Genomic DNA, 23,366 nt, shown 5'->3' with positions numbered 1-23,366 from the left:
CAAAAAGGCCAGAGCGCACGCTCTGGCCTTTGAATTTTGGTGGACCGAAGGAGGATCGAACTCCCGACCTCTGCATTGCGAACGCAGCGCTCTCCCAGCTGAGCTATCGGCCCGTAGCTGGCGATTATAGCGTGAGCTTTCCGACGATTTCAAGCCATGGCGCCCACGGAGCGGCGCGGCGAACGACTCAAGCCGCCATGCCCGGATTCCCGCCCATCCCCTTGACCGACGGCAGGTTCAGCGGAGCGGCGGCCACTTCCTTGCGCTGGCGCAGCCAGCCGGCCATCAGGTCCCAGATCGGCGGGCCGCCATTCTGGCGGGCTTCCTCGGCGACCGGGGCCCAGCCGGCGACCTTGTAGGTCTTGCCGGCCTCGAGCGGCTTGCCCTTCAGGCGCATCTCGGTGATGCGCTTGCCCATCGGCGCGGCCGGGTCGATGGTGTACTGCAGGCCGCCGACGCGCACCATGTCGCCGCCCTGCTGGTAGTAGGGATCGGGGTTGAACAGGTTGTCGGCCACGTCCTCGAGCACCGTCTTGATGGTCTCGCCGCTCATCTGCGTCACCGTGGTGTACGGGTAGGTGATCGCGGTCTGGTCCATCAGCCGTTCCATCGTGATGCCCTCGCCGGGCAGCAGCGTGGTGCCCCAGCGGAAGCCGGGCGAGAACGCCATCTCGGCGCCTTGCACGTCCATCAGTCCGTCCAGAATCAGCTGATCGAAGGTCCCGTTGAAGTTGCCGCGGCGGTAGAGCAGTTCCTTGTTGACGGCCAGCACCTCGCCCAGCTTCTGCTCGTAGGGCGCGCGTACCTTGCGGATCAGCGCTTCCATCGCCGGATCGGCCGGCAGGTAGTCGGCGAACACCGGCAGCAACCGATAGCGGAAGTCGGCGACCTTGCCGCCGCGCACGTCGAAGTCGAGCACGCCGAGGAACTTGCCGTTCGAGCCGGCGTTGGTGACCAGCGTGGTGCCGCCCGCGTTGCGCACGTGCACCGGGGCCGGCACGCCGTCATGGGTGTGCCCGCCGAGGATGGCGTCGAGTCCGCGCACGCGCGAGGCGAGCTTCAGGTCGACGTCCATGCCGTTGTGCGACAGCAGCACGACCGCTTGCGCGCCCTTGGCGCGGGCCTCGTCGATGATGCGCTGCAGGTTCTCTTCCTGGATGCCAAAGGTCCAGTCGGGCACCAGGTAGCCCGGGTTGGCGATCGGCGTGTAGGGGAAGGCCTGGCCGATGATCGCGACCGGCACGCCGTTCATCTCGCGCAGTGTGTAGGCCTCGAAGACCGGGTCCTCGAAGTCCCTGGTCTTGATGTTCTGCGCCAGGAAGGCGACCTTGCCCTTGAAGTCGCGGTCGACCACCTCGCGCACGCGCTCCGCACCCAGCGTCATTTCCCAGTGGGCCGTCATCACGTCGACACCAAGGGTCAGCGCGGCGTCGACCATGTCCTGGCCGCGCGTCCACAGCGCGGTCGCCGAGCCCTGCCAGGTATCGCCGCCGTCGAGCAGCAGCGCGCCGGGGCGACTGGCCTTCAGCTGCCTGACTAGCGTGGCGAGGTGCGCGAAGCCGCCGACCTTGCCGTAGCGGCGCGCGGCCTCGGTGAAGTCCAGATACGTGAAGGCGTGCGCCTCGGCGCTGCCCGGCGCGATCTTGTAGTGCTTCAGCAGCGCCTGGCCGACCAGGTGCGGCGGCTTGCCGGCATAGTCGCCGATGCCCAGATTGACGCTGGGCTCGCGGAAATGGACCGGCAGCAGTTGCGCATGGCAGTCGGTGAAATGCAGCAGGTGCACGTTGCCGAAGCGCGGCACGTCGTACAGCCGGGCCGCGGCCTGGGCCGCCTGCGCGTCGCGCGTGGGGAAAGCCATGCCCGCGGCGCTGGCGATGGCCAGCACCTGCAGGAACTCGCGTCGGTTCATTGTCGTCTTCCTCTCGATGGCGGCCGCGCCGGCCGGTGCAAGACCGGGACGGGCCGCTTTGCCGCCGCGCCTAGGGCCTGGCGTACTTCGCCAGCGCGGCGACTTCCTCCTCCAGCATCTCGCCGACTTCCTTCTGCACGACCTTGCCCCTGGCGTCGATCACGTACAGCTCGGGCAGGCCCTTGCGCGGACCGATCGCGGCGCGCAGCGCCGGCGTGTCCATCGCCGCGGGGAAGGTATAGCCGCGCTGGCGCAGATAGCCGACGGCATCCTTCGCGTCCTTGTCGATGCTGATGGTCAGCACCTGCAGCGGCGTGCCGCGCGTGCTGTCGTAGAGCTTCTGCAGCCGCGGGTTCTGCAGCGCGCAGAACGGACACCACGACGCCCAGATCTGCACCACCAGCGGCTTGCCGGCCCAGTGCTCGGGCGGCACGGTGCGGCCGTCGAGCAGCTGGACCGCCGGCAGGCGGACGGTGTCGCCGACTTCGAGCGCGGCGGCCGGCGTGGCGAACGTCATCACCAACGCAAGCGGGATGGCCGGCACGACGGCGCGCATCGCCGCCCGCCATGCGTGCCATGGACCGAACGCCACCGCCCCCGCGGCCCGCATCGCGCGCCCCTTACTGGTTGACCGGCGAGGCCGGGTCCAGCAGCAGCGCCATCACATCGCGGATCTGCTGCTCGGTCAGGATGCCCTTGTGGCCGAAGCGCGGCATGTTGGAGCAGGCGGCGAAGGCGTTCGAGTCCCAGATCTTGCCCCAGGTGTACTTGAGCACCGCCTCGGAGTTGCCGCGCAGCTTGCCGTACTGATACAGCGACGGACCGATGTTGCCGAACGAGATCTCGGCCTTGGTCATCTGGTGGCAGGCATAGCAGTTGCCGCCGTTGACGCCGCCGGGCGGGTCGGAGAACTGCATGCCGCGGCCGAGCTGGGCCACCTTCTCGCCTTCCTTCCAGTCGCCGAGCCAGCGGTTGTCGGCCGGGTAGCGGATCTTCTGCTGCTCGGCGGCCTCGATCTTCTTCGCGACCGCGGCCGGGACCTTGCTGCGGTCCGGATAGTCGCTGCACAGCTGCTGCATCTCGTCGCGCTCGAGCACGCCCTGCAGCGTGGCCGGGCCCTTGGAGCTGAACGAATTGGCGATCAGGCGTTTCATGTCGCCGTCGGAAACGGGCGGGATGTTGGCCGCTGCTTTAGACGTGCCCTTGCCCTTCGATGCCGCGTTGTCCTGCGCCATCGCTGGCGCGGCCAGCATCGCCAGCGCGCCGCAAAGCGCCACGGCCGCGGCGCCAGTCCGCACGACATGCAGGCGCGATTGTTCTGTCTGGATCATTCTGTGCTGTCCCCCTGGTTCAGCGCTTCAGGCCGGGGCCGTCGTAGGTGCCGCCGTTGGCATTGCGCGCCAGGAACATCGTGAGCGCGGTGATCACATCGGAGCCGTAGGCGGGCTCGGGGAAGCGCTGCTGGCGCAGGCAGTCATAGAGCCGGTGCTGCATGGTGCGAACCTCGCCCTGCGACACGCGGTAGGCCGGCCAGGTGGTGTAGGCCGCCTGGGCGCCCTTGTCGGTCAGCAGGTTGGGCAGGTCCTGCAGGCGGATGCGCTGGCCGTCGACCGCATGGCAGGTCGCGCAGGCGAAGTCGTAGGCGCCGCCGCGGTAATAGAACATCTTCTTGCCGAGCGCGTAGACCTGCTTCTCTTCCGGATGGTCGAGCTTGACGTTCATCCTGACGCCGCGCGACTCGCCGGTGACGAAGGCCACCAGCCGCTCGATATCGGAGCGCTTGCCCGAGGACGAGAACGGCGTCGCCTTGGCCTGCTCCTCGGTCAGGCCCTGCAGCGTCATGCGGCACCACACCAGGCGCTGCTCCAGGTCCATCACCTTGCCGGCATCGGCGAAATAGCGCGGCAGCTCGGCGTAGGCGCCCTTGGTCACGCCGGGGCCCTTGCCGAGGTCGCAGCGCTCGAGCGATACGTTCTTCGGCCCGGCGGGCTTTTTCCACAGCTCCTCGCCGGCGGCCTCCCACAGCTCGGCCGGATTGCCCTCGGCCAGCATCTGCCGGTACTTGGCGATTTCGTCGGTGGTATTGCTCTCGCCCTGCGCCTGTACGGTCATCGCGCCGGTCAGCGCGACGGCGCCGGCGGCCGCGAGCGCGGCCCAGCCAAGGCGGCGTCGGTTCGGTCTCATGGGGTTTCTCCTCTCGGTCTCGCCGACCAGGCGGGCCGATGTTGTTTTAGGCGCGGATCGCCCCGCGCACCGCGCTACGGCTTGATATAGGCGTAGCCTTCGTCCTGCTGCAGCCGCGCGATCTCGACCACGCCGGCCTGCACGATCTTCGTTTCGAGCAGCAGCTTGTTCTCGGGAATCTGGCGCGCGGTCAGCGTGTTGCGGCAGACGCGAAACTCGACGCCCATGCCGGCCAGCGCGCCGACCGCGGCGTCGAAGGTATTGCCGCGCGCATCGCGGGCACCCTCGACCAGGAAATCCACGCCATAGCCGAGCGCGACCACGACGATCTTCGTATTGGGTGCGCCGGCCAGGTGATTGCGCAGATTGCCGATCGCGCGCACCGCCTGGTCGTTGCCTTCCGACAGCTGGTACACCACCCGGTGGCGCCCGCCCCCGCTGCGGGGAGCGGCCGCGGTCTGGGCCGCGGCCCGGCTTCCGAGTCCGACCGCCGCCAGCGCGGCGGCGGCCTTTGCAAAGAATGCTCGACGCATGATCTTCCTTCCGCCGTGTCCGCCGCGCCTCGTGCGCGGCCGCCGACCCGGCTACCGAAGGGGCACCTTACCAGAGCGGCCGGCAACGTGCCGTCCGCGCCGGCATCACGAGATGGTGGCCTCGTCGGTCCGCTTGTCGCCGCGATTGTCGACCCAGGTCACCGTGACCTTGTCGCCCTTGGCGCCGCCCTTGAACTTGAAGTTCAGGAACGGGTCCTTGGACACCGCCGGGCCGAAGTTGGCGTGGAAGACCTCCTTGCCCTTGCACTGGGCGCTGACGGTCTGGATGTGCCAGGCCGGGATGGTCTTGCCGGACGCGTCCTTGCGCTGGCCGGTTTCCATATCGTGTTTCATCAGAATCTTGACGTCGACCACGCCGCCGTTCTCGGTGGCGCGTACGCGCATCGGGTCTGCCATGACGTTCTCCTGTTGCGATGGGCAGTGTGGGAAAGCGGGACCTGCGAACGGCGTGTCAGCCGCCGCAGCCGCCCAGCGTCACCTTGATCTCCTTGGAGGCGACATACCACTTGCCGCCGGCCTTGACGGCCGCATGCACCACGGAGGTCTGGCCCATCTTCACGCGCGTGGAGACGAACGGCTCGGTGCCGGCCGGGATCACGAAATCCGCGGCCAACGTATTGGGATTCTTTTCGACCAGGATCGCGATCTGCTCGGTGTCGGGCAGATTGCTGGTCACCGCCACCGGCACCACGGCGCCGTTCTCGGCGATATCGGGCGCGTTGAAGGCGATCGCGCCGCTCTTCTCCGGCGCGCCGCCGCCCAGGGCCTTGATCACGTCGTTGACGCTCTTGCCCTCGAAGGCGGCCTTGTTCCATTCGGCCGCCTGCGCCTCGCCGATCAGGCCAGCGGCGGCCATCAGCGACACGACGGCGCTGACCCGCAGCATCTCTCGTCTTGTGATGTTCATGGTGTCCTGCACTCCTGCTTCTACCCGCCCCGCGGTATTCGTTTGGTCGCCACGCCGGCAGGCATGGCGCGGGCGGTGCATCGCCGCCCGTTATTGCCGTTGTTGGTTACGTTGTTGGTTCCGTCGTTGCTGCTGTGGCGCTCGCCGGGGGCCGACTACGACTGCGCGATGGCGTTTGCCGTCGAGCCGTCGGCCCCGTCACCAGGCAATTACTTGGCCGGCGAACCTGCCAGCACCCACTCCAGCACCGTCTTCACGTCGGCATCGCTGATATTCGGGTTGGCCGGCATCGGCACCGGGCCCCAGACGCCCGAACCGCCCTTCTTGACCTTGTCGGTCAGCTTGGCCATCGCGCCCTTGTCGCCCTTGTACTTGGCGGCGACTTCCTTGTAGGACGGCCCGACCAGCTTCTTGTCCACCTGGTGGCAGCCCATGCAGGCGTTCTTGGTGGCGATCTCCTGGGCCTTGGCCGCGTCGACGGCGGCGTGGGCGGAGGCCGCACCGGCCAGCATCATGGCTGCGATCACGAACTGCTTCATTGTTCTCCTCTCCAAACTGGAATGAGCCGTGGGGACGGCACGGCCGCGCGGCAGCGAAGCTGTCCGGCACGGCGGCATATTGGCCCGTCCCGGCCCCTTCGCGCGGGGGCGCCAGGGCGGCCCAATACGCTATTTTGCCTCAAGTATCCACTTCACCATGGCTTGAATATCCGATTCTGGAACCTGCGGTTGCGGCGGCATCGGCACCGGCCCCCACGCCCCCTGCCCGCCGCTACGGATTTTCTGCACCAGCGCACCGTGCGCGTCCTTGCCCTGATAGCGCTGGGCGATCTCGTGGAACGACGGCCCGACCATCTTGCGGTCCTGCGCATGGCAGGCCAGGCATTGGTACTGGCCGGTCAGCTTCGCGCCGACGGGCTGAGCGGCGGCGGTCGTCGCCTCGGCCTTGCCCTGCCCCTTGTCGCCGGGCTGGGGAGCGTCCTCCGGCGAGCCGGTCGCGATGCCGCGCACCGGGCCGAAGCCGCGCTGCTGTGCCGCCAGGTCGCCGTGCGCGCCGCGGGCGTATTCCGGGATCAGCGAGGTCACCTCGACCTTGTCGGCGCAGTTGGCCATGCAGGCGGTGTTGCGCGTGTCCGGCTTGCCGCGGCCCGGCCACAGGCCGTGCGCCGTCGTCATGCCGTTGCGGTTCGGCAGCTTGCGCTGGACCTCGTCGATATTGGCGTCCGACAGCGTGAAGTCGGCCGGCACGATGTCGCCCAGGTTCAGGATGTAGGCGGTCACCGCGTAGACCTCGTCGACGGTCAGGCTCTTGGGGGCATCCCACGGCATCGCCCGGCGGATGTAGTCCCAGAGCGTGCTGACGGTGCTCAGCTTCATCAGCGAGGTGCGGTAGGGCTGGGCGCCTGTCATCGCCGCAACGCGCCCGCTAGCGATATCGGCCGCCGTGGTGCCGCCGGCGATCGGCGTGAAGACCGCGTTGGACTCGCCGAAGTCGCCGTGACAGGAGGCGCAACGCGCATCCCAGACCTTCTGTCCTTGCGCCACCGTGCCCCGTCCCGGCGGCAAGCCCTGGAAGTCGGGCCGCACGTCGATGTCCCAGGCCTTCAGTTCGGCGGTCGTGGCGGTACGGCCCAGTTGGGCACGGGCGGCTCTGGCGTCCTTGGGGACCGCGCTCGCCTCGCCCTGCGCGGCACGCGTCGCCGTCGTCAGACATGCCGCGCCGACAAGACCGATCAGCAGGCAGCCGAGCACGGCGCGATGGCGCCAGCCCGCCCGGACGCTATCGCACCTGGACATTGGACACCTCGCCACTGGCCGCGACCAGCCAGCTCTGGATCGCGTTGTTGTGGTAGATCGAACGGGTGCCGCGCACCGCGCGCAGCTGCGCGATGGCCGGCTGCACGTAGCCGGTCTCGTCGATCGCCCGGCTCTGCAGGATCGCCGGCGAACCGTCCCAGACCCAGTCGAGATTGAAGCGGGTCAGGCATTTGGACAGCACCGGCGTTTCCAGCCTTGCGGTGCGCCAGTTGCGCCCGCCATCGACCGAGACGTCGACGCGGCGAACCTTGCCGCGGCCCGACCACGCCAGGCCGCTGACGTTGTAGAAGCCCTTGCCGGTCAGCCGCTGGCCGCCGGACGGCGTGGTGATCACCGACTTGCATTCCTGGATCGAGGTGTACTGCCGCAGCATGCCGTCCGGCATCATGTCGACGTAGTGCAGCGTCTCGTCCTTGGTGTTCCAGGGCCGGTCGCCCAGCTCCAGCCGGCGCAGCCATTTGACCCACGACACGCCCTGCACGCCCGGCACCACCAGCCGCAATGGATAGCCGTTCTCGGGCCGCAGCATTTCGCCGTTCATGCCCCAGGCGACGACGATCTCGTCGGCCAGCTCCATCGGAATCGTGCGCGTCATCGCCGAACCGTCGCCGCCCTCGGCCAGCAGATAGCGGCCACGACGCTGGTCCGCACCGGCATCGTCGAGCAGCACGCGCAGCGGCACGCCGGTGAACTCGCAGCAGGACAGCATGCCGTGGGTGTATTGCACCGTCGGCACCGCGACATTGCCCCACTCCATGCCGGTATTGGCGCCGCACTCGATGAAGTGCATGCGCGAGACCGACGGCAGCCGCATCAGCTCGTCCATCGTATAGACGCGCGGCGCCTTGACCAGGCCGTTGATCATCAGCCGGTGGCGCGTCGGATCGATGTCGTGCCAGCCTTGGTGATGCCGCTCGAAGTGCAGGCCGTTCGGCGTGATGATGCCGAACAGGCCCTGCAGCGGCGCGAAGCTGACCGAGGCCGCCGACACGCGCGTCAAACCCGGCGACTCGCGCCGCATCAACGCGGTTTCGTGGCTGGAGGGCTGGCCGTAGGGGCGCGCGGCGACCGGTTGGCCGAGCGAGGTGGCCCAGGGCTGCGGCTTCAGGATGGCGGGATCGCCGTCGGCGGTCGCCGCGTCATGGGTCGCTGCGGCGCGCGCCGGCTTGCCGAGGCCCACCGCCGCCGCGGTGGCCCCGGCCGCCGCGAGCAGGCTGCCGCGCAGCAGATCGCGTCGACGGCTGTCGATACCGTGGCGACCGATGTCCTGCCGCAGCTCGGCGCTGACGAAGTGTTCCGGCGCGGGCACGATGCGACCCGGGCGGCTACGTTCCGGCACGTCGGTCTCCTCCGGCGGCTCGCCGCGCTCCCGTGCGGGCGCGGTCGGCATGCCTGTTCGTATTGGGTAGTTCGTATTGAGCAGTTCGTATTGAGCAGTTCGTATTGGACTGTTCGTACTGCGCCCGCGCGCCGGTGTCCGACACCGGTGCCGGCACTGCGTCTTCGATCTCAGCGGGAGGCGCCGGCGCGTCCCGCCTTGCGCGACGCGGCGCGCCGCTGCGGCTCGGTGGGCATGAAGCGATCCACCAGCGCCACCTGCTGGGCCTCGTCCTCCATCCGCGCGGCAACCTGCACGCACACCGTGCGGCACAACTCCACGACGCTCGGATCGGCGATCGTGTAGTACACGAGGTTCGCTTCCTTGCGCCGCGTCAGCACGCCGGAGCGGAACATCGCATTCAGATGCCGCGACACATTGGCCTGCGAAGACCCGACCGTCTCGACCACCGCGCCGACCGGCTTCTCGCCGTCGCACAGCGCGTGCAGGATCTTCAGCCGCGTCGGCTCGGCGAGCAGCGCGAAGTAGTGCGACACCTGTTCGAAGACGCGGTCCAGTTCGTTCATGCGATTCACTATATGCGTATATGCGTGAGGACGCATATAAGGTTTACCCGGCCCGATGCAGGCCGGAACTGCGGGCGTTCTGGGCCATAGAAGAACGGTATGCCACGGCGATACGCGCGTACCGCAAGGCGATCGAGGAACAGGCGCCGCAGGAACCGCAACAGGCGGCGAACGCCATCCAGGACATGCTCGCCTGGACCCGTTGCATGGCCAATTGGCCGGATATAGGAGCCACCTACGTCGCAGCCGCAGCGGAAAAGGCCAGGCGCTGATCACGGCGCGCTGGCCAGTCTCCGATCGAGCCGCCGTGCGATCAACCGAGGGCGTCCGCCCAGATCGCGTTGGCCCAGGCAAAGGCGTAGGTGCCCTCCAGCGTGTTGGGCGCGGTGGACACGCCGCCCGAGTCCGGCACGGTCACCATGGTCTTTTTCTGCGGATCGTAGCGATGCACGCTGGCGACGTGGATGACCTCGCGGTCCGACGTGAAGCTGTAGCAGGTGTTGTTGTACAGCGGCTCCGGGTTGGGCTGCCGGCCCGACAGCAGCGCGACGATCGCGGCCGCCGCGATCTTGCCGTGCTGGTTTGCCATGTGGCCGGACTTGGGCATCAGCGGCGCGATCTGGATCGCGTCGCCCAGCACGTGGATGTTCGGCACGGCCTTCGATTCGAAGCTCAGGAAGTCGACCTCGCACCAGCGGCCATTGGCGGTCGCCAGTCCGGTGTTGACGGCGATTGCGCCGGCGCGCTGGGCCGGCACCACGTTGGCGACGTCGACCCGCTCGTCGTCCTGGATCTCGAACTTCAGCGTGCGCGTGGCGGGGTCGATATCGACGGTCCGGTATTGCGGGCGGTATTCGACGATGCCCTTGTACTTGCTGGCCCACACCTGTTTGAACAGCGCGGCCTTCGAGGTCACGTCGGGATTGGCGTCGAGGATCAGCACCTTGCTGCGCGGCTTGGCCTGGCTGAAATAGTGCGCAATCTGGCAGGCGCGTTCGTAGGGTCCGGGCGGGCAGCGATAGGGCGCCAGCGGCACCGTAAGCGCATAGGTGCCGCCGTCACGCATCGCTTCCAGCTGACGGCGCAGCGCCACCGTCTGCGGGCCGGCCTTCCAGGCGTGCAGGATCTGATCGCCGCCGGGCCGCTTCAGGCCTGGCACGTCGTCGGGCATGAAATCGACGCCGGGGGACAGCACCAGCCGGTCGTACGGCAGCGTGCCGCCGCTTGCCAGGCGTACCTGGCGCTTCGACGGGTCGATCGCGGTAACGGTGTCGCGCACGACCTTGACCCCGTGGCGCCGGCTCAGCGCATCGTAGGAGATCGTCAGGTCTTCGATCCGCTTGCTGCCGCCGAGGACCAGGTTCGACAGCGGGCAGGAGATGAAGGTCGGGTTCGGCTCGACCAGCGTCACGTCGATCGTGTTGTCGCTCCATTCGCGCAGATAGCGCGCGGCGGTCGCGCCGCCGTAGCCGCCGCCGACCACCACCACCTTCGCCCCACCCGCGCGCGCCGTACCGCCGCTGGCGCAGCCGGCGAGCAGGGTGCCCAGGACCGCAGAACCGGCGGTCGCTGCGGCCGCGCCCAGAAAATCGCGTCGTTGCATGTCAGCCTCCCTCGCTGGATTGAGCGCGTTATTTGACCGCGGCGAACCACTTGGCCATCGCGGCGATCTGCTCGTCGGTATAGCCCTTGGCGATCTGGTGCATCACCGTGGCCTCCCGCTTGCCGGTCTTGAACGCCTGCATCTGTTCGACCAGATAAGACTGCGGACGGCCCGCCAGTCCGGGCACCGGGCTGCCGGCCGGCGCCCGGCCGGACGGTCCGTGGCAGTTGGCGCAGGCAGCCGCCCAATCGCGTGCCTGCTCGATGGTGGGTTCGGCGGCGCTGGCCGGCGCGATGGCGAGCATCGCCAGCGCGGCCAGGCTCGCCGGTATGGCTCGCAGGGGATTGTTGTTGTTCATGGTCTCGCTCCTCGCTGGGATCGGCACATCGGCGCATCGGTCGGCCGCGGAATGGGACCGGACCGGGCGACCGGCCGGGGCGCGCGTGTGACGCGCAAGGCAGGGCAACCCTATCACATCGGCCCGTGCGGGCGTACTGCGGTTTTCGCAGATGGTCGGACGGCAAACGCAAATGGTCCGCCGCAACACCAGCGTAGATCAGCCAGAGACTGGGTGGGAGCAGCCGAACGGCGGAGAGAGCGGAGAAGGCGCGCCGGACCGGATCGCCGGCGCGCTTCAGAGGTGGGAGACGATCAGGGCAGGTTGCGGCCCGGAGGCAGGCCGACCGGGCCGGGGACCGGCGCTGTGGTCGGTGCTGTCGTCGGCGCCGTGGCCGGCGAAGACAGGTCGGCGCCGACCGGGGCGGGGGTGGAGGAGGTCGGCGCCGAGGTGCCCGGCGTGCCCTGCACCGGCGCCGGCGTGCCGCCGACCGGTTCGCCCGGCGCCGCGTTCTGCGACGACGCGGCCGCGTCCAGGCGGGCCCGCTCGGCCTCGTCGATGTAGTCGAACACCTTGACCACCTTGCTGACGCCGCCGACATTGCGCGCCGTCTCGGTGGCGCGATCGCCCTCGGGACGGGTCACCAGGCCCATCAGGTAGACCACGCCGCGTTCGGTGGTGACCTTGGTGGAATTCGACGGCACGCCTTCGGCGGTCATCAGCATCGTCTTGACCTTGCTCGTCACGAAGGCGTCCTGGCTCTGCGCGGCGAACGACGGCGACGACACCACCTCCAGCTCGTTGACGACCTCGCGGGCGTTCGGCAGCCCGCGCACATACTGCTCGATCTGCTGGCGCAGATTGGCGTCCTTGACCTCGCCGGTCAGCAGCACCTTCTTGTTGAAGACCGTGACGTTCACGCGCGCCGCGCCGCTGTAGCGCGTGGCCAGCGTGTTCTCGATCTCGAGCTGCAGGCCGCGGTCGACCGCCTGGATCGAGGTCGGGCGGCGGTCGGTGGCGCTCATCACGCCGGCCCCCATGGCGCCGGCGATCACCGGGAAGCAGCCGCTCAACTGGGTGGCGGCGGTCAGCATCAGCGTGGCGGTGGCGGCGGCGCGGGCAACGGCGGCAAGCCGTCCGGCACGGAGGGCCTTGGCGGGGGCGCGCACCGGCGTCGGTTCAGCGTGCGCGTCGCGCGAAAAAAGCGAAGTCTTCATGCGTTCCTTGCTGTAGCGGTAATGCGAAAGAGGTTCGGCAGTCGGCAGGGCGGCCTGCGCCGCGCTCGGGCAATCCCGGTCGGCCGTGCGCCGCAACGCGCATTATGACGGACGCACTGCGCTCTCATTCGGTCTCGCCTGCCCCGAACGCATCGCGCAGCCATTCGAGCCGCCGCGGTCCGATCGCCACCACGTCGAGGCGGCAGCGCGGCGCGTGGTCCAGCGTCGCCAGATAGTGGTTGGCGGCCTGCAGAATGCGTTGGCGCTTGGTCATCGTGATGCTGGCCAGCGCGCCGCCGAACGCATCGCTGCTGCGGGAACGGACCTCGACGAAGACCAGCGTGCCGTCCGGCGCGCGCATCACCAGGTCCAGCTCGCCGCCTTTGCAGCGATAATTGCGCACCACCAGCGCCAAACCCTGGCCCTGCAGATAGGCCAGCGCCCGCGCCTCGGCGCGCTCGCCGCGCGCTTTCGCCGAGTCTTTCGCCGGTTCCTTCGTCGGTTCCTTCGCCGAATCTCGGGTCGAGGTTTTGAATGTGCGCATCAACGGAAGTTCTCAAGCATGACTGACTGGATCTCGCTGGCAACCGGCCAGTCCTATCCCACCGGCACGCTGTACGTCGTCGCCACGCCGATCGGCAACCTCGCCGATCTGACGCTGCGGGCGCTGCATGTGCTCGGCCTGGCCGACGCGATCGCCTGCGAGGACACGCGCAATACCGGCCAGCTGCTGTCGCGCCTCGGCTTGCAGCGACCGCTGCTGGCGGTCCACGAGCACAACGAGCGCGAGGCCGGCGTGCGCGTGGTCGAGCGGCTGGCCGCCGGCGAGCGCATCGCCTATGTATCCGATGCGGGCACACCGGGCATCTCGGACCCGGGCGCGCGGCTCGTCGAAGCGGTGCGCGCCGCAGGCCATCGCGTGGTGCCATTGCCTGGCCCGAGCGCCGCGGTGACCGCGTTGTCGGTCGCCGGGGACATGCTCGATACCGGCGGGGGCCGCTTTACCTTCGCCGGCTTCCTGCCGAGCAAGACCAAGGCACGCAGCGAGGCAATCGCCGCGCTGGCGACACTGGAGCACGCGTGGGTCGTCTATGAAGCGCCGCACCGCATTGCCGACACGCTGGCCGCGCTGGCGCAGCAACTGCCGCCGACGCGCCGGCTGCTGATCGGCCGGGAACTGACCAAGCTGTTCGAGCAGGCCGAAATCATGACCGTCGCCGATGCGCCGGCCTGGCTGGCGGCCGATCCGGCGCGGGCCAAGGGCGAGTTCGTGCTGGTGATCGAAGGTGCGGGTGCACCGGCCAAGGGCGAGGCGGCGCTCGACGCGAACGCGCAGCGGGTACTGGGTCTGCTGCTGGAGGAGTTGCCGGCCAAGCGCGCCGCCAAGCTGGCGGCGGCGATCACCGGGGCCGATACCGCGGCGCTCTATGCGGTGGCGCTGGCGCGCCGCGAGCAGGAGTAAGACCGGGAAGATGCGAGGCGGAGCCGTGCGCGCCGGCATCGTGGTCGGCGCCGCTCAGGCGCTCCGGTCTGGATGCGGGGTGGAACGAAGGGCGACGCAGCGGGAGGCGAAGGGGCGCGCGAAGCGGATCACGTAGAAGGCGCCGGGGCCGGAGCCGCGCCGATGGGCAAGGAAGGACGGCAGGAAGGAGAAGCCGGCCTCAGCGAGCATGGCCCTTGCTGGCCGTCTTGCGGGTCTTCAGCACCACGCGCTTCGGCTTGACCGTCTTGGCCGCGTCATCGTCGTCGACACCGTCGCCGCCGCCGTCGGTGGCGCCATCGTCCAGGCCGGGCTCGCGCAGCGGGCCCAGCGCGGCCAGTTCCGTGCGCGACAGCCGGCGGATTTCGACCTGCGTATGTCCGCGGTCGACGAAGCCCAGCCGCTTTGCGGCGCGATACGAGACGTCGAGCACGCGGTTGCCGTGATACGGGCCGCGATCGTTGATGCGCAGCACCGCCACCTTGTCGTTGCGCAGATTGCGCACGAGGACCCAGCTGTCCAGCGGCAGCGACGGGTGGGCCGCCGTCATCGCGCCCATGTCGAAGCGCTCGCCGTTGGCGGTCTTGCGGCCGTGGAACTGCTTGCCGTACCACGACGCCGTGCCGCGCTGCTCGAAGGTGCCGATATCCGCGCGCAGGCCTTCCAGCGAGGACGTGCGCGGCGTGCCGCGCGAGGCCGATTCGGTGTCGTTGCTATCGTTGTCGCCCCACCCGAACAGGCGCCACGAGTTGGTCGGGGCCGGCGTTTCGGTGGCTGCGCTGGCTTGCGGCTCGTCGCGGGCGTCGCCGCGATTGCCGTTGTTCGGGGTTCTCGACTTGCGTGCCTGCGCCTGTTTCGCCGCCGGCGTGGCAGCCGTGGGCGCCGCATTCTGGTCGGCGGCAGCGCCGTTGGGATCGTCGTTCGGCGACACCGCACAGGCGGCCAGCGTCAACGCACAGACGGCGTGAAAGCCGTAGCGGAGCGCGCGGCGAGCATGGGTAAGAGGGTGGGTCGGCCAAAGCATCGCGCGAGTCTAACATCGGTCGTCCGCGCGATTTACAGTGATTTTGTTACGAAATGTCTGGCTACAGCGTGCAATTGCTCGCAATCCCCGAACTGACAACGGATTGCGGCGATTCCCCGGGACTTCCCTGCCTTTGGCACCGCAACAACGGAAAAGCACCACAAGTCACATAACAAGCCCCGGCCGAGGTCTGCCGATGTCAACGATAGGCCGACGCTACAATGCGACGACACAGGCGAAATACGCCGATTCGATCCCGCCGCCGCGCCTGCCACGCGACCGTCCCACACCCGTCACGATGAAAGTCCTGCTGATTCCCGTCACGCCCTTCCAACAGAATTGCTCCCTGCTGATCGACGAGCGCACCGGGCGCGCCGCGGTCTGCGATCCCGGCGGCGATCTCGATCGGATCCAGGCCGCGCTGAAGGGACAGGGCGTGACGCTGGAGAAGATCCTGCTGACGCACGGCCATCTGGACCACTGCGCCGGTGCGGCGGCGCTCTCGCGCGAGTTTGGCGTGCCGATCGAGGGACCGCATCGCGACGAGCAGTTCTGGATCGATCAGCTGCCCGAGCAGACCCAGCGCTTCGGCTTCGGGCACGCGGAGGCGTTCGTGCCCGATCGCTGGCTGGATCAGGGCGATACGGTGCAATTCGGCGACGAAACACTCGAGGTCTACCATTGCCCCGGCCATACGCCCGGCCACGTGGTGTTCTTCTCGCGCCCGCACCGCCTGGCCATCGTCGGCGACGTGCTGTTCGCCGGCTCGATCGGCCGCACCGATTTCCCCCGCGGCAACCACGCCGATCTGATTCGCTCGATCCGTACCAACCTGTGGCCGCTCGGCGAGGACGTGACGTTCGTGCCCGGGCACGGACCGGTCTCGACCTTCGGCGACGAACGGCGCGACAACCCCTTCGTCGCCGATCATCTGATCGACGTCGGCTAACCCCGCGCATCCGACCATGGCGAAACAACAGGCTCCCGATACCCGCCCCGAGATCTACGTCAGCACCGACGTCGAAGCCGATGGCCCGATCCCGGGCCCGCACTCGATGCTGTCGTTCGCCTCGGTGGCGATGCTGGCCGACAAGACCGTGCTCGGCACCTTCTCGGCGAATCTGGAAACGCTGCCGGGCGCAGTCGGCCATCCGGTGCAGATGAAATGGTGGGAGACCGAGCCCGAGGCCTGGGCCGCGTGCCGGCGCGATCTGCAGCCGCCGGAGCAGGCGATGGTGCGCTATGTCGAATGGGTCGAAAGCCTGCCGGGGAAACCCGTGTTTGTTGCCTTCCCCGCCGGCTTCGATTTCACCTGGATGTTCTGGTACATGATGCGCTTCGCCGGCCGCTCGCCGTTCGGCTGGGCCGCGCTCGACATCAAGACGCTGGGATTCTCGCTGACCGGCCTGCGCTACCGCCGCACCGTCAAGGCCACGATGCCCGACGCGTGGAAGGACCCGCTGCCGCATACCCATGTCGCGCTGGACGATGCGCTCGAACAGGGCGCGATGTTCTGCAACATGCTGGCCGCATTGCGCGAGCGCGAGGCCGCCCTGGCTTCGATCGCGCCGGCGGCCCCGGCCGAATCCGCGACCAGCCCAACGCGGCCCGACGACCTCGCCGAGCAGGGTTGACCCCTAGGTCGCGTCCACGCCACGCTGGGCGGTGACCATGCCGCCATCGCCTATAGTAAAGGCGTGCATGGCCGTTCCGACGCCGCGCCGTGCGCAACTGCGGCGGCCTCGTCATGCATGGCGGTCCACCGCTATGGTCAAGACCGCCTGACGCGCGTTCCTGTCGAGGAGGTGTCGATCATGCGTTTCCATCCCGATCTTCACTGGCGGCATCTGGCCGAACGGCTGCACCGGCCACCGCCCGCGCACAGTGTCGCCCACTCCCACCCCGCCGACGATGAAGCCGACATCGCCAAGGCCACGGTCTACGTCAGCACCGTGGCGCTGGTCCTGCTGCTGATCGTGCTGGCGGCCATCGCTTTCGGTCAGGAGGCCATGCACTGGCTGGGTGTCAAATAACGACCCGCCTGAAGCTACCGCGCCTCCAGCACCGGGCCGGCCTCCACACGGAGGCCGGTTTCTATTTGGGGCTCAGGACAGCAGCGCGGCCACGTTCTCGGGCGGCCGCCCGATCGCCGCGCGCTGGCCGCGCACCACGATGGGCCGCTGCAGCAGGATCGGATGATCGGCGACGGCCTGCAGCACCTCGGTATCGCTCAGGCCCGGATCGGCGAGGTCGAGCTCGGTGTAGATCGCCTCGTTGTCGCGCACCATCTGCCGCACCGGCACGTCGAGCAGCGCATGGAGCTGCTTGAGCGTGGCCAGTGTCGGCGGGGTTTTCAGATACTCGACCACCTCGACCGGTTCGCCCAGACGTTCGGCTGCCTGCTGTACCAGCGCCAACGTGTCGCGCGACTTGGAGCAGCGCGGATTGTGGTAAATCTTGATCATCGGTCCGTCACCTGGATAGCTGAAACGTTTGTCATCATCGAACACGACGGACTATACAAGCAGCGCCGGCGAACCGATACGCCGCCCCCCTCTTTCCGGTACCGCTCCGAACGCCATGACCACGACCCAGGCCACCCTTGCCGCGCCGACCGTGCGCGATGCCATCGACGACGATCTGCCCGCAATCCACGCGATCTACGCCCACCACGTGCTCCACGGCCGCGCCTCGTTCGAGGAAACGCCGCCCACGCTCGACGAAATGCGCGAGCGCCGCGCCGCCGTGCTCGCCAAGGGCCTGCCCTATCTGGTCGCCGAACTGCAGATCGACGGCCGCCCGGTGGTGGCCGGCTACGCCTACGCGTCGTCCTATCGCACCCGCAGCGCGTACCGCCACACCATCGAGGACTCGATCTACCTGGACGAGCGCCACCGCGGCCGCGGCATCGGCGCGGTGCTGCTGACCGCGCTGCTCGCCCGCTGCGAGCACGGGCCGTGGCGCCAGATGGTCGCCGTGATCGCATGCCCGGCCGGCGGCGAAGGCAACGGCTCGATCGCGCTGCACGAACGCATGGGCTTCCGCATGATCGGGCGGCTGGAGGCGGTGGGCTTCAAGCATGGACAGTGGATCGATACGGCGCTGATGCAGAGGGCGTTGGGGGCGGGGGCGACGGCGTTGCCAGGGGAGGCTGCGGTGCGTTGATCGGCTGGAGGTGCAATTACGCTGGGAATCCGCTCTGACAGAGAGCCAGGCGGGGATCCTCAGACATCTTGCCCTGTAGCTTCAGTTCCCGGCGAACAGCGACAGCAAGTGGGGTGGCCGTCCGTTAGGCTAGCGGCCGGCCAGCGGGTCCAGCGGCCACCTCCCTATGCCGACCTATATCAACATTGCTGGCACTGATTTCGACATCTCTCATCTGGCACCGTATCGCACGGTTGTGGACGTCCCGCTGCGCGGTGGAAACGTCAAGCGAATGCCGGTCGAGATCGCCTACACAAACCACTGCTACAGTCGCCGCCCCATCCATGCGGTCAACGAGCAGATCCCTGTCGGATACCTGATTCGTGATGGTGCCAAAGCGCGTATGTTCTGCTCGCGCCGTTACCGCCTGTCCTTGAACCTGCCGCTGATCATGGACGCGTTGATCCGCGGCGAGACCCAGGTCTGGAGCGTAGCCGGCAACAATTTTGTACGAGTGGAAATGGTGGATGAAGAGGCAGACGGAAGGCGCACGACGATCAACTACTACGTCTTGATGCAAATCCGGAAGCACGCCGCGCCTGAGCAGCCCAAACACATCAAGGTGCGGGTCGAGACCGCATTTCCCGAAGACTTGCTGTACTACGACAAGCCCGTGCTGAAAAAACCTTTCAGCTTTCGCAAATTGCTCGCCTGCGCTTGGGAAGGGCGCGACCACAACGACCGGGCCCCCAAACCGAACAAAAAAGACATGGGCGCGAAGTAGGCCTGAAAAAGCAAACGCCCCCTTTGAAAGGGGGCGTTCAGGAATGGTTGCGGGGTTTCTCTTGGCTATCCCACTCCAGGTGGGACCTCGGCAGAGCCGAGGCGGCGCTTAGCTTTTGATGCAAACACCCCGCTAGCTGCTAAGCCTTTCCAACCCAAGGCCGGGCTGGACCTTCCGCTGGCCGTTGGCTTTCACCGAAGCGGCAGAAGGCTTTTTAGATCTGCCGATATTAGCACGATACCGAGCTCGGGTTGGCGGGTCCGCGGGCGATGTTCACCCTCGTCAGTGAACACCGCACCGAACTCACGACATCAAATCCGACAACGCCAGCGCCACCACCTTGGTAGCCCGGTTCAGATCGTTCAGACGCAGGTTCTCGTCCGAGTTGTGGCCGCGGGCCTCCATCAGCGTGCGGGGGCCGGCGCCGTACAGGACGGTCGGGATGCCGCGGCTGGTGTAGTGGCGGGCGTCGGTGTACAGCGGCACGCCGTGCACCGGGATGTCGACGCCGAACACTTCCTCGGCGCGGCTCTTCAGGGCGCCGATGAGCTTCTCCACGCCCGGCAGCTCGGACAGCGGCTCGGCCAGGATGATGCGCTCGACCTTGACCTCGATGCCCGGACGGTCCTTGGCGGCCTTCTCGACCACCGCGCGGATCTCGCCTTCCGCGTCGAAGCCGATTTCTTCCGGGATCATGCGGCGGTCGATGCGGAAGGTCACCAGGTCCGGCACCACGTTGGTGTTGATGCCGCCCTTGATCAGGCCGACGTTCAGCGTCGCGGTGTCGATGCCCGGCACCTTCGACTTGCGGGTGGCCAGCTCGGCGCGCAGCCCGTAGACGGCCTGCAGGATGTGCGTCGCCGCTTCGATCGCGTCGACCCCGGTATGCGGCATCGCGGCATGGCCCTGCTTGCCCTTGACGGTGACCTCGACGTGCAGGCAGCCGTTATGCGCCGACGTGATGCCGTACGAGAAGCCGGCCGAGATCGCGTAGTCCGGCTTGGTCAGGCCCTGATCCAGCAGGAACTTCGGGCCGATGTCGCCGCCGGTTTCCTCGTCGTAGGTGAATTGCAGCTCGACGGTACCGTTCAGCTTGGCGCCCCGCTTTTCCGCTTCCATCAGCGCCAGCACCGCGTAGGTGTAGGTGGCGAAATCCGACTTCGACACCGCCACGCCGCGGCCGTACATCACCGGGCCGTGCTCGCTGTCGGCGATCTCGCCGCCGTACGGGTCCTTGGTCCAGCCCAGTCCCGGCGGCACCACGTCGCCGTGCGCGTTCATCGCGATGGTCGGGCCGCCGTTGCCGAAGGTCTTGCGCACGACCAGGTTGGTGGCGCTGATCATGCCCGCGGCCTTGACCAGTTCGTCGGGTACCTTGTGCGCCTCGACCTGGAAGCCCAGACCTTCCAGCAGTTGTCGCGCGCGGGCGCTGTGGGCGTCGCAGTCGCCCGGGGGGTTGTCCGAGGGCACCTTGACCAACTCGGCGAGGAATGCCTCCTGCTGCGGACGATGCGCGTCGATGAAGGTGGTCAGCGTGGTTTGCGTGGGGTTCATATTGTCTCGTGCGGTCATGGCTCTTCGCTGGTTGGCTGAGGGCGCGCTGGGCGCGGGAGTTTGTTCGGAATAAAAGCGGGGCGGCAAGCCGCGACATCAAGGACGCGCGTCGAAGTGTTCGACGAAATCGGTGAACACGCGCGCGGCCAGCGCGGCGTCCTCGACCGTCATGGTCTCGGTCGGATGGTGGCTGATGCCGCCGTTGCCGCAGCGCACGAACAGCATCGCCACGTCGGCGATCGCCGCGATCGCCATCGCGTCGTGGCCGGCGCCGGACGGCAGCAGGCGCACCGGCACGCCCTGGCGTTCGATCGCGGCGGCCCATTGCTGCTGCAGCCACGGGGCGCACGGCACGCTGGCGGCCTCGTGCGTCTTGCGTACCTGCGGGCGGACCTGGCGGCGCGCGCAGACGCGTTCGATCTCGGCCAGCACATCGGCAACGGCGGCCTGGCGCAGCGCATCCTCGCCGGCGCGGATATCGATCGAGAACACCGCGCGGCCCGGCACCACGTTGGCGGCGCCGTTAGGCACGTTGAACTGGCCGACAGTGCCGACGAGGCCCGGCGTGCCGCTGCAGCGGCGTTCGATGAACAGGCCGATCTCGGCGGCGGCCATCGCGGCGTCGCGGCGCATGTCCATCGGCACCGTGCCGGCATGGCCGGCCAGGCCGTCGAGCTCGACGATGAAGCGGGTCGCGCCGGAAATCGCGGTGACCACGCCCACCGGCAGGTTCTCGTTCAGCAGCACCGGGCCCTGCTCGATATGGACTTCGACGAAGGCCAGCACCTTGTCGCGCGCATGCGCGGCGGCGGGCAGGCCGGAAGGATCGAAGCCGGCCGCGCGCATCACCTCGCGCATGGTCTTGCCGCTGTCGTCGACGTTGTCGAGCACGTTCTGGTCGAAGGTGCCGGCGATCGCGCGGCTGCCCAGCAGCGTCGCCTTGAAGCGCACGCCCTCTTCCTCGGCGAAGCCCACCACCTCGATCGCGAACGGAAAGCGCTTGCCCTGACGGTGCCATTCGGCGACGCAGGCGATCGGCAGGATCACGCCCAGATTGCCGTCGTAGCGGCCGGCATCGCGCACGGTATCGAAATGCGAGCCCGTCAGCAGGGCCGGCGCTCCCGGCTCGGTGCCTTCATAGCGGCCGATCACGTTGCCGGCGGCGTCGCGGCGCACCGTCATGCCGGCCGCCTCCATCCAGGCCGCGAGCTGGGCGGCGGCGCCGTGATGCGCTTCGGTCAGATAGGTGCGAGTCAGCATGCCGGGCTGCTCGGTATGGACGGCGAGGGCGTCGGCCCAGCTCATGATGCGCGCGCCAACGTCGCTGGCGGATATCGGTAGTGCTGCCATGCGTGTCTCCTGCAGGACGGTCGCCGCCCGGATGACGGCTGGCGTCCGCGCATTGCGGCCGCCCGATCACGTTATAGCGCGAGCATGCGATGACGCGCGCCGCGCCGCTACTTTCGAACGATGGTAGCACATCGCATTCAAAAATTGCATACAAAACAGCGTGTGGCACAGGGGTCCCATTCTGCAGGCCGCGGCGTTGCTTCGTTGCCGTCGCCCGCTCGGCGGCGAAATCCAACAGTCACAACCTGTCAGCGTCAGGACTGCGTCGGGAAACCGCGATACCGTTTTTTTTCCGCCGATTCCGGCAACACTGGAGCGCAATCATGTTCCCTGTACCTGAAATGTCCGGTTCACGAGCGCAAGGACGATACCAGACACAACCGCAAGCGCGGGATGCAAGCGGGCATCTTGCAGTGCGAGGCCGATCCCATCGCGTCGCCCTGGATGGACGTGCGTCAGCGCCTTACCTTCATGCCGACGCGGCGCGCTCTCCACGTGGGCGTGGGCTTGCACGGCCGCCGGCATCCCCCCATACCGCATGCTCGGCGCCGGCCGACGGTTTGCGTAAAGCGCTCTCCAGCGCCAGCACGTTGATGGACTATGCCGCGGCGTTCCAGAACAGCAGCAAAGCGGTCCGGCGCGCCTATCCGTGGCCCGATGCGTTGCTGCACGACTGCGTCGATCAACTCGAGCGCGTGATCGCCGCGAGCCCGGCTCGACAACTCAATGCGCGTAACTGGGCCATCAATATGGGGCGCCTGCTCTACGGCCTGAAGCAATTCACCGGGACAAGCGCGGGACTCGATGCCTTGTTGTTTAAGGTAGCCGCCTTGCTCAGCGATACGTCGAGACCCTGGATCAGCGACGCGCAAACCATCGGCAACGCCCTGTATGGCTTGCAAAACCTGACCGCCAGCGCCGGCACCGAAGCCGTACTGACCGCCCTGGCGGCGCACATCCCGCGGGTGCCGCAACTGAGCGGGCAACAAGTTGGCAACGCCCTGTATGGTTTGCACAACCTGACTGCCAGCCCCGGCACCGAAGCCGTACTGACCGCCCTGGCCGCGCACATCCCGCGGGCGCCGCAACTGAACGCGCAAGAAATCGGCAACGCCCTGTATGGTTTGCACAACCTGACTGCCAGCCCCGGCACCGAAGCCGTACTGACCGCCCTGGCCGCGCACATCCCGGGGGCGCCGCAACTGAGCGGGCAACAAGTTGGCAACGCCCTGTATGGCTTGCAGAAACTGACCGCCAGCGCCGGCACCGAAGCCGTACTGACCGCCCTGGCCGCCCACATCCCGCAGGCGCCGCAACTGGACGGGCAAGGAATCGGCAACGCTCTGTATGGCTTGCAGAAATTGACCTCCAGCGTCGGCACCGAAGCCGTACTGACCGCCCTGGCCGCGCACATCCCGCGGGCGCCGCAACTGAACGCGCAAGAAATCGGCAACGCCCTGTATGGCTTGAAGAATCTGACCGCCAGCGCCGGCACCGAAGCCGTACTGACCGCCCTGGCCGCGCACATCCCGCGGGCGCCGCAACTGAACGCGCAAGAAATCGGCAACGCCCTGTATGGCTTGCAGAAATTGACCGC

Annotated in this window: 27 protein-coding genes and 1 tRNA gene; 8 read left to right on the top strand and 20 right to left on the bottom strand. The window is 68.0% G+C overall.

Annotated elements, in window-relative coordinates; translation table 11 throughout:
• Window positions 1-37 precede the first annotated feature (37 nt).
• The 12 genes from J5T34_RS14730 to J5T34_RS14675 all read right to left on the bottom strand — a co-directional run bounded on the left by J5T34_RS14730 (window position 38) and on the right by J5T34_RS14675 (window position 9,276).
• Window positions 38-113: transfer RNA gene (locus tag J5T34_RS14730), tRNA-Ala, on the bottom strand.
• A 74-nt stretch (window positions 114-187) separates the two neighbouring features.
• A complete protein-coding gene (gene soxB / locus J5T34_RS14725; protein WP_208580370.1) occupies window positions 188-1,909 on the bottom strand; it encodes a thiosulfohydrolase SoxB in 1,722 nt (573 codons plus the stop codon).
• A 70-nt stretch (window positions 1,910-1,979) separates the two neighbouring features.
• Complete coding sequence (locus J5T34_RS14720) at window positions 1,980-2,465, bottom strand: TlpA disulfide reductase family protein (RefSeq protein WP_208580369.1); 486 nt, start codon at window positions 2,463-2,465, stop codon at window positions 1,980-1,982.
• Window positions 2,466-2,529: 64 nt separating this feature from the next.
• Window positions 2,530-3,240, bottom strand: a complete 711-nt coding sequence (gene soxX / locus J5T34_RS14715) for a sulfur oxidation c-type cytochrome SoxX (RefSeq protein WP_208580368.1) — start codon at window positions 3,238-3,240, stop codon at window positions 2,530-2,532.
• A 19-nt stretch (window positions 3,241-3,259) separates the two neighbouring features.
• Window positions 3,260-4,093: a sulfur oxidation c-type cytochrome SoxA gene (soxA, locus tag J5T34_RS14710; protein WP_208580367.1), complete on the bottom strand. Its 834-nt coding sequence runs from the start codon at window positions 4,091-4,093 to the stop codon at window positions 3,260-3,262.
• Between the two features lie 74 nt (window positions 4,094-4,167).
• Window positions 4,168-4,626 (bottom strand): DsrE family protein, encoded by a 459-nt coding sequence (locus J5T34_RS14705; RefSeq protein ID WP_053822785.1) that lies wholly within the window; start codon window positions 4,624-4,626, stop codon window positions 4,168-4,170.
• Window positions 4,627-4,731: 105 nt separating this feature from the next.
• Complete coding sequence (gene soxZ / locus J5T34_RS14700; protein WP_006577471.1) at window positions 4,732-5,043, bottom strand: thiosulfate oxidation carrier complex protein SoxZ; 312 nt, start codon at window positions 5,041-5,043, stop codon at window positions 4,732-4,734.
• Window positions 5,044-5,098: 55 nt separating this feature from the next.
• Window positions 5,099-5,554 (bottom strand): thiosulfate oxidation carrier protein SoxY, encoded by a 456-nt coding sequence (gene soxY, locus J5T34_RS14695; protein ID WP_053823237.1) that lies wholly within the window; start codon window positions 5,552-5,554, stop codon window positions 5,099-5,101.
• A 209-nt stretch (window positions 5,555-5,763) separates the two neighbouring features.
• On the bottom strand, window positions 5,764-6,093 hold the full coding sequence (locus J5T34_RS14690; RefSeq protein WP_208580366.1) for a c-type cytochrome: 330 nt from the start codon (window positions 6,091-6,093) through the stop codon (window positions 5,764-5,766).
• Window positions 6,094-6,222: 129 nt separating this feature from the next.
• A complete protein-coding gene (locus J5T34_RS14685) occupies window positions 6,223-7,350 on the bottom strand; it encodes a c-type cytochrome (protein ID WP_208580365.1) in 1,128 nt (375 codons plus the stop codon).
• Window positions 7,334-8,710: a sulfite dehydrogenase gene (gene soxC, locus J5T34_RS14680; protein ID WP_208580382.1), complete on the bottom strand. Its 1,377-nt coding sequence runs from the start codon at window positions 8,708-8,710 to the stop codon at window positions 7,334-7,336. The genes J5T34_RS14685 and soxC overlap by 17 nt, the downstream gene beginning before the upstream one ends.
• Window positions 8,711-8,880: 170 nt before the next feature.
• Window positions 8,881-9,276, bottom strand: coding sequence for an ArsR/SmtB family transcription factor (locus J5T34_RS14675; RefSeq protein ID WP_244258917.1), 396 nt, complete (start codon window positions 9,274-9,276; stop codon window positions 8,881-8,883).
• A gap of 20 nt (window positions 9,277-9,296) precedes the next feature.
• Between J5T34_RS14675 and J5T34_RS14670 the strand changes: the two genes are divergently transcribed.
• Entirely contained in the window at window positions 9,297-9,548 is a 252-nt protein-coding gene (locus J5T34_RS14670; protein ID WP_208580386.1) for a hypothetical protein, read from the top strand.
• Between the two features lie 41 nt (window positions 9,549-9,589).
• Here J5T34_RS14670 and J5T34_RS14665 read toward each other — a convergent pair whose 3' ends face one another.
• The 4 genes from J5T34_RS14665 to J5T34_RS14650 form a co-directional block, all read right to left on the bottom strand.
• Window positions 9,590-10,879 (bottom strand): NAD(P)/FAD-dependent oxidoreductase, encoded by a 1,290-nt coding sequence (locus J5T34_RS14665; protein WP_208580363.1) that lies wholly within the window; start codon window positions 10,877-10,879, stop codon window positions 9,590-9,592.
• Window positions 10,880-10,907: 28 nt separating this feature from the next.
• Window positions 10,908-11,237 (bottom strand): c-type cytochrome, encoded by a 330-nt coding sequence (locus J5T34_RS14660; RefSeq protein ID WP_208580362.1) that lies wholly within the window; start codon window positions 11,235-11,237, stop codon window positions 10,908-10,910.
• 293 nt (window positions 11,238-11,530) lie between these two features.
• The gene (locus J5T34_RS14655; RefSeq protein ID WP_208580360.1) at window positions 11,531-12,433 is read right to left on the bottom strand and encodes a BON domain-containing protein; all 903 of its coding nucleotides are present in this window, start codon (window positions 12,431-12,433) and stop codon (window positions 11,531-11,533) included.
• Window positions 12,434-12,557: 124 nt separating this feature from the next.
• Entirely contained in the window at window positions 12,558-12,977 is a 420-nt protein-coding gene (locus J5T34_RS14650; protein WP_208580359.1) for a YraN family protein, read from the bottom strand.
• A gap of 18 nt (window positions 12,978-12,995) precedes the next feature.
• Between J5T34_RS14650 and rsmI the strand changes: the two genes are divergently transcribed.
• On the top strand, window positions 12,996-13,895 hold the full coding sequence (rsmI, locus tag J5T34_RS14645) for a 16S rRNA (cytidine(1402)-2'-O)-methyltransferase (protein ID WP_208580358.1): 900 nt from the start codon (window positions 12,996-12,998) through the stop codon (window positions 13,893-13,895).
• Window positions 13,896-14,094: 199 nt separating this feature from the next.
• On the opposite strand, the gene J5T34_RS14640 is transcribed toward rsmI, so the two are convergent.
• Window positions 14,095-14,937 carry a septal ring lytic transglycosylase RlpA family protein gene (locus J5T34_RS14640; RefSeq protein ID WP_208580357.1) on the bottom strand — a complete coding sequence of 281 codons (843 nt, stop codon included), beginning with the start codon at window positions 14,935-14,937 and terminating at the stop codon, window positions 14,095-14,097.
• Between the two features lie 298 nt (window positions 14,938-15,235).
• On the opposite strand from J5T34_RS14640, the gene J5T34_RS14635 reads away from it, so the two are divergent.
• The 3 genes from J5T34_RS14635 (at window position 15,236) to J5T34_RS14625 (ending at window position 16,970) form a co-directional block, all read left to right on the top strand.
• A complete protein-coding gene (locus J5T34_RS14635) occupies window positions 15,236-15,886 on the top strand; it encodes an MBL fold metallo-hydrolase (protein ID WP_208580355.1) in 651 nt (216 codons plus the stop codon).
• Between the two features lie 16 nt (window positions 15,887-15,902).
• Complete coding sequence (locus tag J5T34_RS14630) at window positions 15,903-16,571, top strand: exonuclease (protein ID WP_208580354.1); 669 nt, start codon at window positions 15,903-15,905, stop codon at window positions 16,569-16,571.
• 117 nt (window positions 16,572-16,688) lie between these two features.
• Window positions 16,689-16,970, top strand: coding sequence for a hypothetical protein (locus J5T34_RS14625; RefSeq protein ID WP_244258915.1), 282 nt, complete (start codon window positions 16,689-16,691; stop codon window positions 16,968-16,970).
• Between the two features lie 72 nt (window positions 16,971-17,042).
• Here J5T34_RS14625 and arsC read toward each other — a convergent pair whose 3' ends face one another.
• Window positions 17,043-17,402: an arsenate reductase (glutaredoxin) gene (arsC, locus tag J5T34_RS14620; RefSeq protein WP_208580353.1), complete on the bottom strand. Its 360-nt coding sequence runs from the start codon at window positions 17,400-17,402 to the stop codon at window positions 17,043-17,045.
• 115 nt (window positions 17,403-17,517) lie between these two features.
• On the opposite strand from arsC, the gene J5T34_RS14615 reads away from it, so the two are divergent.
• Entirely contained in the window at window positions 17,518-18,102 is a 585-nt protein-coding gene (locus J5T34_RS14615; protein ID WP_208580352.1) for a GNAT family N-acetyltransferase, read from the top strand.
• A gap of 166 nt (window positions 18,103-18,268) precedes the next feature.
• A complete protein-coding gene (locus tag J5T34_RS14610; RefSeq protein ID WP_208580351.1) occupies window positions 18,269-18,865 on the top strand; it encodes a hypothetical protein in 597 nt (198 codons plus the stop codon).
• Window positions 18,866-19,168: 303 nt separating this feature from the next.
• On the opposite strand, the gene J5T34_RS14605 is transcribed toward J5T34_RS14610, so the two are convergent.
• Both J5T34_RS14605 and J5T34_RS14600 read right to left on the bottom strand, forming a co-directional pair.
• The gene (locus J5T34_RS14605; RefSeq protein WP_208580350.1) at window positions 19,169-20,437 is read right to left on the bottom strand and encodes a M20/M25/M40 family metallo-hydrolase; all 1,269 of its coding nucleotides are present in this window, start codon (window positions 20,435-20,437) and stop codon (window positions 19,169-19,171) included.
• 78 nt (window positions 20,438-20,515) lie between these two features.
• Window positions 20,516-21,769 carry an allantoate amidohydrolase gene (locus J5T34_RS14600; protein WP_208580349.1) on the bottom strand — a complete coding sequence of 418 codons (1,254 nt, stop codon included), beginning with the start codon at window positions 21,767-21,769 and terminating at the stop codon, window positions 20,516-20,518.
• A 560-nt stretch (window positions 21,770-22,329) separates the two neighbouring features.
• Between J5T34_RS14600 and J5T34_RS14595 the strand changes: the two genes are divergently transcribed.
• Window positions 22,330-23,366 (top strand): hypothetical protein (locus tag J5T34_RS14595; RefSeq protein WP_208580348.1); only part of this gene is annotated, 1,037 nt, incomplete at its 3' end.

The sequence above is a fragment of the Cupriavidus gilardii genome, from assembly GCF_017598945.1.
Classification (GTDB): Bacteria; Pseudomonadota; Gammaproteobacteria; order Burkholderiales; family Burkholderiaceae; genus Cupriavidus; species Cupriavidus gilardii_E.
Note: the sequence above shows the minus strand (reverse complement) of the source record. Positions and strands in the feature narration are given on the sequence as shown.